Source organism: Burkholderia sp. AU44665, assembly GCF_030504405.1.
In the GTDB taxonomy this organism is placed as follows: domain Bacteria; phylum Pseudomonadota; class Gammaproteobacteria; order Burkholderiales; family Burkholderiaceae; genus Burkholderia; species Burkholderia semiarida.
In genome coordinates this window covers 622,810-637,665 of the sequence record NZ_JAUJRI010000001.1, presented here as the reverse complement: position 1 = coordinate 637,665, position 14,856 = coordinate 622,810, and the positions used below count along the sequence as shown (strand labels likewise).

Genomic DNA, 14,856 nt, shown 5'->3' with positions numbered 1-14,856 from the left:
CAGCGTAACGCGGCGTGTAGCGTTCGTCATGAATGATTGAGTAGACCAGTCGTCTATAACCAGGGCAAAAACAAGACGCGCCATGCGCGCCGGAATTACGACTGCGCGCCGTCGGACGCGGCCGGCGGCAGATTCAGCATGCGCCGCGTTTCGATCATCGCCCTCTCGAGCGGTTTGCGGTTGCGGTGAATCTTTTCCAGCAGTGTCGCGCCCAGCCAGAGCTCGTACAGGATCGCTGCTGCGTGCGACGGATCGTCGACGCCGCTCAGCGAACCGTCGGCCAGCCCGGCCTCGATGCCGCCCGCGAGCCGCTCGATGATCTGACTGGTGCCGCGCCGCAGTACCGCGCGCATCGCTTCCGACAGGTCCGACACTTCGGCGCCGAGCTTGACCGCGAGGCACTTGCCTTCCGGATCGTCCGCGCACTGCGTGTGCAGCCAGTTGCCCCAGTACGTCATCAGGCGCTCGGCGCCCGTGCCGGACTGCTGCTTGAACAGCTTGTCGAGATGCGCGAGATAGCCTTCGAAATACGATTCGAGCAACGCTTCGCCGAATGCCTCTTTCGAGCCGAAGTAATGGTAGAACGAGCCCTTCGGGATGCCCGCCGCGGCGAGAATCTCGTTCAGACCGACCGCCGAAAAGCCCTTGTGGAGCATGATCGGCTTCGCGATGTTCAGGATGTGCTGGCGGACTTCGGCGCCTGAAGATGCATTCATGATGGCGTATGGTAGCAACGATTAGACCGGTCGTCTAGTAACGTCGAGCCGGCATGTTGAGCGGCACTTTACCCGATCCCCGTCGCGCGCCCAATGCCCCGGCCGGCGTTCTCCTCGCTCGTTCGTCCGTCTGCGGGTGGCGCGTCATATCGGCGACCCGGTTTCGATGTCAGCGCGGCGCTTCGTCGGCGCGCTTTCTGGTGCGCGCCCGCCGCTCGCTGCGCTCGGCGGCCGGGACGGTCTTGACGCCGCGCAACGGCGGCCGGCGCACGAGCGCTGCCATCTCGCGCCTCAGCGCGTCGAGTTCGTGGCCGCGCGCCGCGCCGGTCGCCAGTGCGCCGTCGAGTTGCCCCTGAAGCACGCCGCAGCGATGCAGCGCATCGCCGAGTTGGGCCTGTAGCGCCGCCATTTCCTTTCGCTGCTGCGAGTCGCGTTGTTCCGCGCGCGATGTCGCTGCGTCGAGTTCCTTTTGCAATCGCGCGGCCGCGAGCCGCTCGCGATCGATTTCCTGAAGCGCCCGCTTCTCCGACGCGCGCAGCCGCTCTTCGGCGCGGCCGGCATCGTCGCGCAACCTGTCGAGCTGGGCGGTGAAATCCGCGCGGGCCTGCGCGAGCGCGCGGTCGCCCGCCGCGTTGTCGGCTTTCAGGCGCTCGATATCCGCTTGCAGCGCTTGCCGCGATGCATCGTCCGCCGCCCTCGCCTGCTCGAGCTCCCGAATGCGAACCTGCGCGGCCAGCAAGGCGGCCGTGCGTTGCTCCAGCGCGGTTTCGGTGCGGGCCAGGTCGGCCCGCACCGTCGCGACTTCCGTTTGCGCCGCGGCCCGCTGGGCTTCGACTTCCGCGCGCAGCGCATCGAGCGCGGCGGCCGCGTCGGTACTCGATCGATTCCACAACGCCGCGACCAATTCGCCTGCCGCCGCCTGCAAGTCGGCCGGCAGGTCGGGATGCTCGATGCGCACGCGGCTCTTTTCCCGCAACTCGGCCCAGAACTCGCCGAGGACGGCCGTCGGCGTGCTCATGCTGCCCTTGCGAACGAGTTGATACAGGCGGTTCGCCGTCGGCGTGATACCGAAGCGGAAGAACAGCAGCGCACACACTTCGCGGTACAACTCGCGCGTTTTCGGGAAGGCGGCCTTGAGCCGCTCGATTTCAGCGGTCAGGCGGGGTTCGTCGGCAGCGAGATCGGACATGGCGGGTTTGGTCGAGAATTTCGTCAATAATATAACGTAAACCGTTAAATATCCAATCAGTCAAACGATGTAATTTGACATTATTTCTATAATGTCGAGATCACATGAATCCATGTGATTCATCTGGTGCGTCAGGAAGGCCGGATTCCTCGCTCGGCGCGTTCGTTCGGCGTGTCATCGGCGTGCCACCGTAGGCCGGTAACGTTCGAGGCCGTCCCCGATCCCGACAAGCGATCCGCCATGCAGCGCCCGTCGCGCGCCACGCCCCACGTCTACGCGGCCACGTCCCGCGCCCTCGCCGTCAGCCTCGCGATCAACCTCCTGCTGCTCGCCGTCGAGACGGCGGCGGCATGGTCCGCGCATTCGTCGGGTTTGCTCGCGGACGTCGTGCATGCGGCGATCGATCTCGCGGCCGATGTGCTGATCCTCGTCGCCTGCCGGCTCGACGCGCGCCTGCCGCCGGCGCGCCGCCCGACCTACGAGCCGCTCGCGCTCGCGGGCCTCGGCGCGTTGCTGGCCGCGACCGGCGGGCGGATGATCTGGCATGCACTGACCGGGTTCGATACGCCGCCCCTCGTGCAGCCGGGCGCGACCGCATTCGCGCTGGTTGCCGTCATGCTCGCCGGCAAGGCCGTGCTGTCGTACTGGATGCTGCGCAAGGCGCGCGAGACCGGCTCCGCGCTGCTCGAGGCGAGCGGCTGGCACGTGCGAACCGATGCGCTATCGTCGTTGCTCGCGGCGCTCGCGATGAGTGCGGCGCTGGTCGGCTTCGGTCGGCTCGACGATCTGGCCGCGCTCGCGATCGGCGCGCTCGTGATCCGCACGGGCGCCGGATTCATCCGGCGCGGCTGGACGCAGTGGCCGGCATGGGCCGATTGGGCGAATCGCTCGACGCGCGGATCGTGAACGCCGCAGGTATCGCCTGACGGCCGATGCGTGCCGTTGCCTGCCCGATCGGGCTCCCTGTAACAGGTTATCGTTTGTTTTTGTTAATACAGTCTATCATTTGTATTTTTGCAATACATGCCATAGACTGTATTTTCCGATTACAAACGATCGCCTGTCATCTCGCGGAGCGCCCGATGGCCTTTCCTGTCCAGACCTTGACCCAGTTGCGTCCGATACTCGTCGGCTTCCGCAAATCCGCGGGGCTCACGCAGGCGCAACTGGCCGCGCGCCTCGGCATCACCCAGCAATCCTATGCGCAGCTCGAAGCCAACCCGTCGGCGGCCAGTATCGAACGGCTTTTGAAGGTGTTGAACGCGCTCGGCGTTCGCATGATGCTCAGCCTGGACGAACGGGATGCGCGGGCGGAAGCGGCCGATCCGGCTTCCGATGCCGAGCCGCCGGCGCGTCGCAAGCCGGCCGCGAGCAAGCGCGGCACCACGGCCGCGCAATCCCCGGCCGGGGCCGCGGCCGACGCGGCGCGGAAGCGCCCGGCAGCGACGACTCGGGCCAGGCCACGCGTGTCGAAGCGGGAGGACTGGTGACGATGGCCGCACGCGCCCGCCATGATCGGCTCGACCTGTGGATGAACGGCATTCCCGTCGGCTATTGGGAAATCCGGCGCGGGGTCGAGCGTCTCGTGTACCTGCCGGACTGGCTCGACGATCCCCAGGGCCGGCCACTGTCGCTGTCGCTGCCCTTCACGCCCGGCAACCAGCCGCACCAGGGCGCGATCGTGGCCGACTACTTCGACAACCTGCTGCCCGACAGCGAGCCGATCCGCCGCCGCATCGCGCAGCGTTATCGGCTCGGATCGACGGCGCCGTTCGAATTGCTCGCGTCGGTCGGCCGCGATTGCGTCGGCGCGATCCAGATGCTGCCGCCCGACGAGACGCCCGCCGATCTCGAGGCGATCGAAGGCGCGACGCTCGACGATGCAGGCGTTGCCGACGTGCTGCGCCACGCGACCGCCGCACCGCTGCCCGGCCACGCGGAGCCGGAAAGCGACCTGCGCCTGTCGATTGCCGGCGCGCAGGAAAAAACCGCGCTGCTGCGTCAGGGAAACCGCTGGCTGCGTCCGTCGGGCAGCACGCCGACGACCCACATCTTCAAGCTGCCGCTCGGGCGTGTCGGCAACATGCAGGCCGACATGCGCACGTCCGTCGAAAACGAATGGCTGTGTTCGAAGCTCGTCGCCGCGTACGGCCTGTCGGTCGCGCCGTGCGAGATCGGCCGGTTCGACGACCAGAAGGCGCTGATCGTGGAGCGCTTCGACCGGCGTCCGTCGCGCGACGGCTCGTGGATCCTGCGACTGCCGCAGGAGGACATGTGCCAGGCGACCGGCACGCCGTCGGGGGCGAAATACGAATCGGACGGCGGCCCCGGCATCGAGACGATCATGGGCATCCTCGCGAATTCGGCCGATGCGTCGCGCGACCGGATGAATTTCTTCGTCGCGCAGCTCGTGTTCTGGGTGCTGGCCGCGATCGACGGCCACGCGAAGAACTTCAGTATCGCGCACCTGCCCGGCAATGCGTATCGCAGCACGCCGCTGTACGACGTGCTGTCCGCGCATCCGATCATCGGTACGCGCCGCAACCAGATTCCGCCGCGCCGCGCACGCCTCGCGATGGCCGTCTGCGGGAAGAACCGGCATTACGTGATCGGTGAAGTCCAGCCGCGCCACTGGATCGCGCAGGGCCGGCGCGTGGGCCTGACCGAAGACGACGTGCGCGCCGCGATGGCGGCCGTCGCCGCCCGCACGGAACCCGCGATTGCCGAAGCCGCCGCGCAGATCCCGGCGGATTTTCCGGCGGACGTCGCGGATGCGATTTTCGCCGGCATGCGTCGGCACAGCCGCAAGCTCGCGGCGGCCGATTCGGCGTGACACACCGACGGGCCGCGACGGGCTGTCGGCCTTCGCGGCAACACGTCAGCCCTGGATCGACGGGCAGCCCCGACGGAACGGAAGCCGTGACGCCGTCGCCGATACGGCATCGAGCGCCTCCGCGCCGGACCGCGCGCCGGCCGCCGGCGCTTGATCGTTCAGCCCGCGTCGCGCGCGCGGGCGAGTGCCGCGAGGTTGCCCTCGCCGAACCCGTGATGCCCCTTGCGCTGCACGATCTCGAAGAAGATCTCGCCGGGCCGGCGCTTGACGAAGGTCTGGAAGAACAGCCTCGGCACGCCGTCGCGGCCGATCTCGCCATCGACCAGCACCGCGCGGCGGCGCAGCGCATCGAGATCGACGCCGTGCCCGGGCAGCCGCGCATCGACGTCGTCGTAATAGCGTGCGGGCGGCTCGATGAACTCGACGCCGTTCGCACGCAGCGCATCGACGCACGACAGGATGTCGTCGGTCGCCAGTGCGACGTGCTGGACGCCCTCGCCCGGATGGTCGGGCAGGTACGCATGCATCAGCTCGGTGCGCCGCGTGCCTTCCTCGTACACGGGAATCCGCACCGCGCCGCACGGCGACACCATCACGCGCGATTCCTCCGACACATGCCAATGCGCGTCGATCTGGTGGATCTCGCGAAAATGCAGCAGGTCGTGGTAGAAATCGAGCCACTCCTGCATGCGGCCCGCGCCGACGGTTTGCGTGAAGTGGTCGACCTGCTGCAGGCCAACGCCGGCGCAATCGAGGTCGGTATGGGCGGTCGCGATGTCGATCGGCCGGAAATCGATGTCGAAGATCGAGATGTCGCCGACGCCGCCGCGCTGGCCGTCCCGCCCGCGCCAGCGGTCGACGAAATACAGGTGCGAATCGCCGATGCCCTGGATCGCCGGAATCTTGAGTTCGCCGACGCCGACCTTTTCGCCCTCGAACGCCCACGCACCGAGCTGGATCGCACGCTCGAACGCGCGCCGGGCGTTCGCCACGCGCAACCCGATCGCGCAGACGCCCATCCCGTATTCCTCCGCATAGCGCGCGGCGAACGAATCGGGCTCGGCGTTGATGAGGAAATGCATCTGCCCCTGCCGGTACAGCGTGACGTTCTTGCTGACGTGCCGCGCGATCGCCTTGAACCCGAGCTGCTCGAAGCGCCGCGCGAGCGCGTCCGGCACGGGCGCCGCGAATTCGACGAATTCGAGGCCGGCCATCCCGAGCGGATTGGCGGCCGGATCGGCGACGGGCGGCGTATCGCTGGACAGGGGGTGGGAATTGCCGGGCATTCCAGTCTCCGGGGACATGCGTCGATGGGGTAGCGTGCCTGTCGCGCGCGGCATGCGCGGCCGAGGTGGCGGCCGGACATGCGCCCCGGACGGGCGAGTTGTCGATGCTGCAGATTTTAACCAGATCGTTCACGGCGGCACACCCCGGCCGAATGGGATATCGTCGCGCCGCCTAGTGCAAACCCGAAAATCGTTCGATAATCGCACGGACTTGAACGATAATCGCGCAATTTATCCGATTGGCCGATTGCCGCCGTGCGGCGCGCGCCCTATTCTCCGTTCACTCATCGACTTCAATGCAGCATCGGACGCGGCGCCGCCACGATTCCACGATGCGCCGTGCCAGGAGACATCGCCATGACCCCCACCTTCGACACGCTCGACGCCGCCGCCGGCGCCCGTGCGCGCAACCAGGCCCGCAAGGCCGCGATCGGCAGCTTCGTCGGCGCCGTCGTCGACTGGTACGACTTCCTGCTGTACGGGATCGTCGCCGCGCTGGTGTTCAATTCGGAGTTCTTCCCGAAAGTCAGCCCGACGATGGGCACGCTCGCGGCCTTCGCCACCTTCGGCGTCGGCTTCCTGTTCCGGCCGCTCGGCGGCATCGTGTTCGGCCACTACGGCGACCGGCTCGGCCGCAAGCGGATGCTCGTGCTGACCGTGATGCTGATGGGGCTGTCGACCGTCGCGATCGGCCTGCTGCCGACGTTCTCGACGATCGGCTGGTGGGCGCCCGTGCTGCTGGTGCTGATGCGCGCGATCCAGGGTTTCGCGGTCGGCGGCGAATGGGGCGGCGCGGCGCTGATGGCCGTCGAAAGCGCGCCGAAGCAGAAGAAGGCGTTCTACAGCAGCGGCGTGCAGGTCGGCTACGGCGTCGGGCTCGTGCTGGCCACCGGCATCGTATCGATCCTGAGCCATACGCTCGGCGAGGCCGCGTTCAAGTCGTGGGGCTGGCGCCTGCCGTTCGTGTTCAGCATCGTGCTGGTGCTGATCGGGCTGTGGGTGCGCAAGAACATGGACGAATCGCAGGAATTCGTCGAGAAGGTCGAGCACGGCAACCGCAAGCTGCGCCTGCCGGTGCTGGAAGCGCTGACGCGCCATCCGAAGGCGTTCCTGCTGATCGTCGCGCTGCGGCTCGCCGAACTGTTCACGATGTATATCGTCACCGCGTTCGCGCTCAGTTATTCGACGACGAACCTCGGCATGTCGCGCGACCTGTTCCTGAACATCGGCCTGCTGGTGGGCGCGGTGAGCTGCGTGACGATCCCCTGCTTCGCGTGGCTGGCCGATCGCTACGGCCTGCGCCGCATCTATCTGATCGGCGCGTTGATCGGCCTTGCGTCCGCGGTGCCGTTCTTCCTCGCACTGGAAGCGCGGTCGATCGCGTGGATCGTGATCTTCTCGATCCTGCTGGCGAACGCCGCGCACGACATGGTCGTGAGCGTCCAGCAACCGCTGTTCACCGAGCTGTTCGGCGCCGAGTACCGCTACAGCGGCGCGGGCGTCGGCTACCAGTTCGCGAGCGTCGTCGGCGGCGGGTTCACGCCGTTCATCGCGGTCGGCCTCGTCAGCGTGGCCGGCGGTTCGTGGCACCTCGTCGCCGGCTATCTGGCGGCCGGATGCCTGATCTCGCTGGTGGTCGCCGCACGGATGCGGGCGGCGCAATGACGCGATGAGCGCGTGGCCGGTCGCCGTCCGCGGTCGGCCACGCGGCTGGTCATTCGGCCATGCCGGCCGGCATTCGACCTGCTGCTTCACGGGCGCGACGTCAAACACTGTCAGTTACGCGCGCCGATTCCCCTTTTCCCCTGCGAACATTCCACGCCGCGTGCCGACCAATGGCATCATATGGGCCTACGTCAGTCACCGATACGCCCCCATATCATGTCGAATCTCATCGTCCACGGCGGCACTCCGCTGCGCGGGGACATCAAGCCGTCCGCGAACAAGAACGCCGTCCTGCCGATTCTGTGCGCCACCCTGTTGACCGATCAGCCGCTGCGCCTCGTCGGCGTGCCCGACATCACCGACGTGCGCAAGATCCTCGACATCTTCCGCACGCTCGGCAGCGACGTGTCGGTCGATTTCACGACGGGTCTGCTCGAGCTTCACCATCGCAACACGACGTTCGATCCGGCAGTCCACCGGCTGCCCGAGGCGATGCGTTCGTCGATCATGCTGATTCCGCCGCTGCTCGCGCGCTTCGGCGTCGCGCGCCTCGAGAACGACGTGAAAGGCTGCACGCTCGGCGTGCGCGAGATCGATCCGCACGTCGAGGTGTTCGAGCGATTCGGCGCGCACATCGAACGCACGCCCGATTCGCTGATTGTCCGTACCGACGGCCCGCTGACGGCCAACGATCACTGGCTCGACTACGCGTCGGTGACGACCACCGAGAACTTCGCGCTGTGCGCGACGGCCGCGAACGGCACGTCGACGCTGATGAACGCGGCATCCGAGCCGCACGTGCAGGAGTTCTGCCAGTTCCTCGCGATGATCGGCGTCGCGATCGAGGGGATCGGCACGTCGCGGCTGTGCGTGACGGGCGGCGGCAAGCTCGGCGGCGGCGAGTTCCGCTTCGCCGAGGATTTCCACGAGATCGCGACGTTCCTCGCGCTCGGCGCGATCACGGGCGGCGACATCACGGTGCGCAACTCGTCGCCCGAGCATTTCCCGCTGATCGACCGCACGTTCGCGAAATTCGGCGTTACCGTCACGCACCGCGACGGCTGGTCGCGCGCGGAGCGCGACGGCCCGCTGCGCGTGCGCCGGCCGTTCACGCAGAACATCCTGACCAAGGTCGAGGCCGCGCCGTGGCCGTACCTGCCGGTCGACCTGCTGCCGATCTTCATCGCGCTCGGCGTGCGCGCGGAAGGCAGCGCGATGTTCTGGAACAAGGTCTACGACGGCGCGCTCGGCTGGTCCGGCGAACTGTCGAAGTTCGGCGCGCACGTGCTGCTGTCCGATCCGCACCGGCTGATCACGTTCGGCGGGCTGCAACTGACGCCGGCGCGCGTCGAGAGCCCGTACATCATTCGCGTCGCGATCGCGCTGCTGATGGTGGCCGCGAGCATCGAAGGCCGCTCGGAAATCATGAACGCGCTGCCGATTCGCCGCGCACATCCGCATTTCGTCGAAAACCTGCGTTCGGTCGGTGCGAACGTCGAGTGGACGAGCAGCGAGTAAGGTCGTGACGGATGCGGCGCGCGCAACGGTCGCGTCGCATCCGGTTGCTGCTTTTCCCGTTCGCCGGTCTTCAGGCAAACGGATTTCGCAAGACCGGACCGCCATCCACTTGCAAGCCGTCGTGCATGTCCTCGGTGTACAGGTATTCACACCCCTCGATCGAAGCCGTTGCCACGATGCAGGCGTCGTAGAAAGACAAGCGATGCCACTCCGCCAGCCGCCGCGCGAGGTCATGCGCATCGACGGTGAGCGGCACGACATGGCACAAGCTCCTGATCGGCTCCAGAAACTTCCCTACCTCGCGCCACGGCATCCGCAGTTTGCGGTTGCAGACACTAGCGACCTCATTCAATACCTGGACGCTGATGGTTGGCCGCCGAAGGAACAGCGCCTCCGCTCGATTTGCCTTGGTTGCGTCCTCGGACAGCAGATAAAGCACGACATTGCTGTCGACGAATGATTTCTCCGCCTCAATCCTGCTCATTCGCATCGTCCCGACTGAACTTGAAATCGGCGGGCAACTTGCCCCTGAAACGCCGCAGCCGTTCCAGAAGCTCGTCGGGCCTCGGCTTGCGGCTTACCGCGAACACCCGGGGACTGTCGACCACGATCTCGATATCGTCGCCTTCGCGGAGTTCCAGTGCGTCGACCACACTGGCCGGAAGGCGAACCGCCAGGCTATTGCCCCACTTTGCAACCTGCATATGAGTCTCCATGGATATACGGAATGGATTGTATATCTTCACTGCAAATCCGCAAGTCGGCTGAACGGACAATTCGGCGCCTCGCGCGTCCCGCTCCCCCACAACTCGCGCGATAATCGCCCACTCCCGCGCGAACACCGCGCGCCACCGCCCACCCGTGATGACGAAAAAGCCCGACCTCGACCGACGCGACTGGATTGCCGGCCTCGAAAAAGGCCTGATGATCCTGGAGGCCTTCGACAGCCAGCACGCGCGCATGACGCCCACGCAAGCCGCCGCGCGCACCGGCCTCACGCGCACGGCCGCGCGGCGCTACCTGCTGACGCTGGAATCGCTCGGCTACGTGTACACCGACGGCAAGCTGTATGGCCTCACGCCGCGCGTGCTGCGGGTCGGCTGGTCGTATTTCGATTCCGCGCGCCTGCCGCGCACGGTCCAGCCTTATCTGCAGCAGTTGAGCGCGTCGCTGAACGAATCGGCGTACGTCAGCGTGCTCGACGGCTGGGAGCTCGTGTTCATCGCGCGCAACGGCGTGTCGCGCGTGATGACGACGGGCTTCGTGCTCGGCGCGCGTGTGCCGGCGCCGCTGACGTCGCCCGGTGTCGTCCTGCTCGCCCATCATCCCGATCGCGAAGCCGTGCGCGCGTGGCTCGACGAGACCGAGCTGGCGCCGTTCACGCCGCACACGATCACCAACAAGGCGCGGCTGCTCGAACAGGTCGACCGGGCGCGCGAAGCCGGCTACGCGGCGATCGAGCAGCAATTGCAGGTCGGCGTACGCGGGATCGCGGTGCCGCTGAAGAACCGTCACGGCGAAGTCGTCGCCGCGCTGAGCACGAACATGCCGATCGGCGCGGAGACGACCGACGCGGCCGTGCGGCGCGTGCTGCCGCATCTGCAGGAAGCCGCGCTCGCGATGCTCAACGTGCTGTAGCAGCCGGCGCCGCCGTTACCCGATCCGCCACCACCGCGGCAGCAAATTGCGCACTTCGCGCCGCCGGTAACGGTCGTCGATCAGATGCACGACGCCCTCGTCGTGCTCGGTGCGGATCACGCGCCCGGCCGCCTGCACGACCTTCTGCAGCCCCGGATACAGGTACATGTAGTCGTAACCGTTGCCGAAGCGCGCGTCCATCGCGCGCCGCATCTGCTCGTTGATGTCGTTGACCTGCGGCAGTCCGAGCGTCGCGATGAACGCGCCGATCAACCGCTCGCCGACCAGGTCGACGCCTTCCGAGAAGGCGCCGCCCAGCACCGCGAAGCCGACGCCGCGCCCGCCCGCGTCGAAGCGCGCGAGAAACGCGTCGCGCTCGCTTTCGGCCATGCCGGGCGCCTGCGCCCACACGGGGACGTCCGGATGGCGCGCCTGCATCAGCGCGACCACGCGCCCGAGGTAGTCGAAGCTGCTCAGGAAGCCGAGATAGTTGCCGGGCCGTGCCGCGTATTGCGCGGCGATCAGGTCGGCGATCGGTTCGAGCGAACGATCGCGGTCGCGCCAGCGCGTCGACACGTGGCTCGCGACGCGCACCGTCAGTTGTTCGGCGCGGAACGGCCCGTCGACGTCGAGCCAGCCGGTATCGCCCGGCAGCCCGAGCGTGTCGCGATAGAAATGGAACGGGCTCAGCGTGCCCGAGAACAGCACGGTCGCGCGCGCGGCTTCGTAGCGCGGCGCGAGGAAGCCGGCCGGGATCACGTTGCGCACGCACAGCGTCGACTGGACGCGGCGCCGGCGGCCGGCCGTCGCGACGCCGTCGAGCGCCGGTTGGCGCGGCATCGGTTCGCCATGCAGCGTCGCGTCGAAGATCGACGCGCTGTCGAACGCCTCGGCCAGCACGCCGAACTGGATCGCCTCGAAATGAAAACGCAGCAGCGCGTCGCCGTTCGCGCGAGGCGCGTCGGTCAGGTGTTCGCCGATCGCCGCGACGAGGTTCTGCACGGCCGACACGATCGGGCCCGGCACCTCGGGATAGGCGGCATAGCGCTCGGCCTGCGCGCGATTGAGCGTCCCCCACGCGCGGGCGAGCCGGTCGAATGCCTTGCGCAGCGCGGCGGGCGCGGCTTCGCGCGCGGCCGCGAACGCGAATGGATCGAGCGATGCGCTGTACATCTTGCGGGCGCGGTCGAGCAGGTTGTGCGCTTCGTCCACGAGCACGCCGACGCGCCACTGGTTCTGCTGCGCGAGCGTATGCAGCATTGCGCTGCCGTCGTAGTAGTAGTTGTAGTCGCCGATCATCATGTCCGACCAGCGCGCGAGCTCCTGCGCCAGGTAGTACGGACAGACGTCGTGCGCGAGCGCGGCGGCGCGCACGGTCTCCCGATCGAGCAGCCCGGCCTCGATCGCCGCATCGCGCGCGGCCGGCAGCCGGTCGTAGAAGCCCTTCGCGAGCGGGCACGATTCGCCGTGGCACGCGTTGTCCGGATGCTCGCACGCCTTGTCGCGCGCGACGAGTTCCAGCACACGCAGCGGCAGCGCGGGCGTGCCGGCGCCGAGCGTCGTCGCCGCTTCGAGCGCGAGCGCGCGGCCGGGTGTTTTCGCAGTCAGGAAAAATACATGATCGAGTTCGCCCTCGCCGCAGGCCTTCAGCAACGGAAATACGGTGCCGAGCGTCTTGCCGATGCCGGTCGGCGCCTGCGCCATCAGGCAGCGTTCGTCGCGTGCCGCGCGATAGACGGCCACCGCCAGCTCGCGCTGGCCGCTGCGGAACTGCCCATGCGGAAACGCGAGCGCGCGCAGCGCCGCGTCGCGCGCGGCGCGATGGGCCGTCTCGCGTTCGGCCCAGCCGACGAAGCACGCGCACTGCTCGGCGAAGAACGTCGCGAGCGCGCCGGCATCGAGCGTTTCCGTCAACACGGTCTCGCGCTCGGAGACGATGTCGAAATACACGAGCGCGACGTCGATTTCCTTCAGATCGCGCGCAGCGCACATCAGGTGCGCATAGACCTTCGCCTGCGCCCAGTGCAGCGCGCGGTGGTTGGCCGGCATCGCATCGAGGCTGCCGCGGTAGGTCTTGATTTCCTCGAGCCGGTTCGCCACGGGATCGTAGCCGTCCGCGCGGCCGCGCACGGTGAGCATGCCCCACGTGCCCGTCAGCGCGATCTCGGTTTCGTAGCGCGCGCCGCGCTTCGACGTGACCGCGCCGTGGCCGGCGATGCCTTCGAGCGCGGTCGGCGCGGGCGTGAAGCGCAGGTCGAGATCGCCGCGCCGCGCGGTGAACTCGCACATCGCCCGCACCGCGACGACGTAGCTCATGCGGACAACCCCGACGCCTCGGCGTGCGCGACGCCCTCGCCGGCCCACTCGACGTCGACGACGCGCACCGGCATGCGGTGCGCGAGGCAGTAGGCGAGCCAGCGCGTCTGGTTGTCCTGCAGCCGGTCGCCGGGGCCCTTCACCTCGATCAGCTCGTAGCGGCGTTCGTCGGGCCAGAAGCGCACGAGATCGGGCAAGCCGGACCGGTTGCCGCGGATATCCGCGAGCAGGCGCGTGAACCACAGCCGAAGGTGCTCGGGCGGCAGGCACGCGAGCGCTTCGTCGAGCAACGCGTCGGTCAGCACGCCCCAGAACACGAACGGCGACTGCACGCCGGCCTTCGTCGCGAAATGCCGACGGATCGTGTCGCGGTACGCGCCCGAATCGAGCTGCGCGAAGCACGCGTCGAAGGCCGCCGCGCGACGCGCGGCGAAATCGGGCGCGTGCAGGTCGGCCGGGCCGCGCTGGAACGGGTGAAAGAACGCGCCGGGCACGGCCGCGAACACGGGTTCCCAGCACAGCAGCCCGAACAGCGAATTGATCAGCGTGTTTTCGACGTAGTGGACCGGCGACGCCGGCTGCGCGAGATGGTCGCGCACCGCGAATTCGACGCTGACGGAGGCGTCGGGACGCGCGAGCACGAGCGTCTCGCGCGGGACCGCCGCGGCGGCGGCCGCGCGTTCGACCCGCTGGCCGGCGCGGCGCTGCAGGCGCGGCAGCATGCGCTCGACGCGCTGGCGCTCCTCGTCGCTCTCGAAGCCGCCGCGCGCGTCGAGCGCCAGCGCGAGCGCGTCGCCGTCGCGCCCGCAGCGTTCGAGTACGCGGATGCGCCGATGGCGGCTGCCGGGCCACGCGCTGCGCGTGTACGCGTCGAGCGCGGCGCACCAGTCGGCACGACGTTCGCATGCCTGGCCCAGCGCGAACAGCAGCTTCGCGCGGCGCGTCGCGAGCCACGGCTGCGCACAGTCGACCGCGTCCAGCGCGCGGATCAGATCGTCGAACGGCAGATCGTCGGGCCATGCGTCGAGCGCGTCGCGGCACATCTGCAGCGCGAGATACGCATCGACGTCGCCACGCTGCTGGAACGCGCGCGACGACGGCGCGATCGGCACGCTTTCGTACTGGAACACGCCGAGATCGGCGAGCACGAACTCGCTCCAGTCTTGATGCAGATTGCCGAAGAACATCAGCCGCAGCCGGTCGCACAGCGGGCCGACCGTCACGCGCAGCACGCGGTCGTCCGCCTGCGCGCACCACGCGTCGAGCGTTTGCGCGACGTCGTGCGCGGGCCTCAGCCGTTCGAGCCAGTCGGCCTTGCGCTCGCCAGCATGCGCGGCGAGCGACGGAAAGATGCGCAGCAGATCGGCCTTGGTCGACAGCGCGAACAGCTCGTCGAGCGTGAGCGCGGGCACCGGATCGACCCAGCCGAGCGCGACGAGCGGCGCGGCGGCGTCGAGCGTGCAGCCGATCTCGTCGTACACGAGCTTGCTCGCGCGGAAATCCGAGCCATTGCGCATCAGCATCCGCACGAGCAGCGCGCGCGACGCCTGCGGCAGCGTCGCGAACTGCCGGACGAACGCATGCTCGTGCGCGTCGAACAGGTCGTCGTAACGCTCGCCGAGCCAGGCCAGCGCGCGTTCGAAATTGGTCAGGTAGTAAAACGCCGGAGGCGTCGGCGAAGCAGGCGTCACGGGG

General features: G+C 68.1%; 13 protein-coding genes. 6 read left to right on the top strand and 7 right to left on the bottom strand.

Features of this window, described 5'->3' with window-relative positions:
* Positions 1-95 precede the first annotated feature (95 nt).
* Positions 96-716 (bottom strand): TetR/AcrR family transcriptional regulator, encoded by a 621-nt coding sequence (locus QZM15_RS02820; protein WP_060310946.1) that lies wholly within the window; start codon positions 714-716, stop codon positions 96-98.
* Positions 717-885: 169 nt separating this feature from the next.
* Positions 886-1,905, bottom strand: coding sequence for a DNA-binding protein (locus QZM15_RS02815; RefSeq protein ID WP_302105752.1), 1,020 nt, complete (start codon positions 1,903-1,905; stop codon positions 886-888).
* Between the two features lie 240 nt (positions 1,906-2,145).
* On the opposite strand from QZM15_RS02815, the gene QZM15_RS02810 reads away from it, so the two are divergent.
* The 3 genes from QZM15_RS02810 (at position 2,146) to QZM15_RS02800 (ending at position 4,738) form a co-directional block, all read left to right on the top strand.
* Positions 2,146-2,811: a cation diffusion facilitator family transporter gene (locus tag QZM15_RS02810; protein WP_302105750.1), complete on the top strand. Its 666-nt coding sequence runs from the start codon at positions 2,146-2,148 to the stop codon at positions 2,809-2,811.
* Between the two features lie 176 nt (positions 2,812-2,987).
* A complete protein-coding gene (locus tag QZM15_RS02805; RefSeq protein WP_059574393.1) occupies positions 2,988-3,395 on the top strand; it encodes a helix-turn-helix domain-containing protein in 408 nt (135 codons plus the stop codon).
* Between the two features lie 2 nt (positions 3,396-3,397).
* Complete coding sequence (locus tag QZM15_RS02800; protein WP_302105749.1) at positions 3,398-4,738, top strand: type II toxin-antitoxin system HipA family toxin; 1,341 nt, start codon at positions 3,398-3,400, stop codon at positions 4,736-4,738.
* Between the two features lie 158 nt (positions 4,739-4,896).
* On the opposite strand, the gene QZM15_RS02795 is transcribed toward QZM15_RS02800, so the two are convergent.
* The gene (locus QZM15_RS02795) at positions 4,897-6,024 is read right to left on the bottom strand and encodes a 4-hydroxyphenylpyruvate dioxygenase family protein (protein ID WP_060310950.1); all 1,128 of its coding nucleotides are present in this window, start codon (positions 6,022-6,024) and stop codon (positions 4,897-4,899) included.
* Positions 6,025-6,381: 357 nt separating this feature from the next.
* On the opposite strand from QZM15_RS02795, the gene shiA reads away from it, so the two are divergent.
* Positions 6,382-7,689, top strand: coding sequence for a shikimate transporter (gene shiA / locus QZM15_RS02790; protein ID WP_060310951.1), 1,308 nt, complete (start codon positions 6,382-6,384; stop codon positions 7,687-7,689).
* Positions 7,690-7,905: 216 nt separating this feature from the next.
* On the top strand, positions 7,906-9,207 hold the full coding sequence (locus QZM15_RS02785; RefSeq protein WP_060310952.1) for a UDP-N-acetylglucosamine 1-carboxyvinyltransferase: 1,302 nt from the start codon (positions 7,906-7,908) through the stop codon (positions 9,205-9,207).
* Between the two features lie 70 nt (positions 9,208-9,277).
* Here QZM15_RS02785 and QZM15_RS02780 read toward each other — a convergent pair whose 3' ends face one another.
* Complete coding sequence (locus QZM15_RS02780; RefSeq protein ID WP_302105748.1) at positions 9,278-9,691, bottom strand: PIN domain-containing protein; 414 nt, start codon at positions 9,689-9,691, stop codon at positions 9,278-9,280.
* Positions 9,678-9,911: an AbrB/MazE/SpoVT family DNA-binding domain-containing protein gene (locus tag QZM15_RS02775; RefSeq protein WP_027808267.1), complete on the bottom strand. Its 234-nt coding sequence runs from the start codon at positions 9,909-9,911 to the stop codon at positions 9,678-9,680. The genes QZM15_RS02780 and QZM15_RS02775 overlap by 14 nt, the downstream gene beginning before the upstream one ends.
* 160 nt (positions 9,912-10,071) lie before the next feature.
* Here QZM15_RS02775 and QZM15_RS02770 point away from each other — a divergent pair, with 160 nt between their 5' ends.
* A complete protein-coding gene (locus QZM15_RS02770; RefSeq protein ID WP_059574399.1) occupies positions 10,072-10,845 on the top strand; it encodes an IclR family transcriptional regulator C-terminal domain-containing protein in 774 nt (257 codons plus the stop codon).
* A 15-nt stretch (positions 10,846-10,860) separates the two neighbouring features.
* Here the strand turns inward: QZM15_RS02770 and QZM15_RS02765 are convergent, their stop codons facing one another.
* Both QZM15_RS02765 and QZM15_RS02760 read right to left on the bottom strand, forming a co-directional pair.
* Positions 10,861-13,161, bottom strand: a complete 2,301-nt coding sequence (locus QZM15_RS02765; protein WP_302105747.1) for an ATP-dependent DNA helicase — start codon at positions 13,159-13,161, stop codon at positions 10,861-10,863.
* Positions 13,158-14,852 carry a VRR-NUC domain-containing protein gene (locus tag QZM15_RS02760; RefSeq protein WP_302105745.1) on the bottom strand — a complete coding sequence of 565 codons (1,695 nt, stop codon included), beginning with the start codon at positions 14,850-14,852 and terminating at the stop codon, positions 13,158-13,160. The genes QZM15_RS02765 and QZM15_RS02760 overlap by 4 nt, the downstream gene beginning before the upstream one ends.
* Positions 14,853-14,856 lie beyond the last annotated feature (4 nt).

Excerpts from the sequence above, each read along its gene's own strand:
- QZM15_RS02820 (WP_060310946.1), bottom strand. The coding sequence starts at position 716 with ATGAATGCATCTTCAGGCGCCGAAGTCCGCCAGCACATCCTGAACATC.
- QZM15_RS02815 (WP_302105752.1), bottom strand. The coding sequence starts at position 1,905 with ATGTCCGATCTCGCTGCCGACGAACCCCGCCTGACCGCTGAAATCGAG.
- QZM15_RS02810 (WP_302105750.1), top strand. The coding sequence starts at position 2,146 with ATGCAGCGCCCGTCGCGCGCCACGCCCCACGTCTACGCGGCCACGTCC.
- QZM15_RS02805 (WP_059574393.1), top strand. The coding sequence starts at position 2,988 with ATGGCCTTTCCTGTCCAGACCTTGACCCAGTTGCGTCCGATACTCGTC.
- QZM15_RS02800 (WP_302105749.1), top strand. The coding sequence starts at position 3,398 with ATGGCCGCACGCGCCCGCCATGATCGGCTCGACCTGTGGATGAACGGC.
- QZM15_RS02795 (WP_060310950.1), bottom strand. The coding sequence starts at position 6,024 with ATGCCCGGCAATTCCCACCCCCTGTCCAGCGATACGCCGCCCGTCGCC.
- shiA (WP_060310951.1), top strand. The coding sequence starts at position 6,382 with ATGACCCCCACCTTCGACACGCTCGACGCCGCCGCCGGCGCCCGTGCG.
- QZM15_RS02785 (WP_060310952.1), top strand. The coding sequence starts at position 7,906 with ATGTCGAATCTCATCGTCCACGGCGGCACTCCGCTGCGCGGGGACATC.
- QZM15_RS02780 (WP_302105748.1), bottom strand. The coding sequence starts at position 9,691 with ATGAGCAGGATTGAGGCGGAGAAATCATTCGTCGACAGCAATGTCGTG.
- QZM15_RS02775 (WP_027808267.1), bottom strand. The coding sequence starts at position 9,911 with ATGCAGGTTGCAAAGTGGGGCAATAGCCTGGCGGTTCGCCTTCCGGCC.
- QZM15_RS02770 (WP_059574399.1), top strand. The coding sequence starts at position 10,072 with ATGACGAAAAAGCCCGACCTCGACCGACGCGACTGGATTGCCGGCCTC.
- QZM15_RS02765 (WP_302105747.1), bottom strand. The coding sequence starts at position 13,161 with ATGAGCTACGTCGTCGCGGTGCGGGCGATGTGCGAGTTCACCGCGCGG.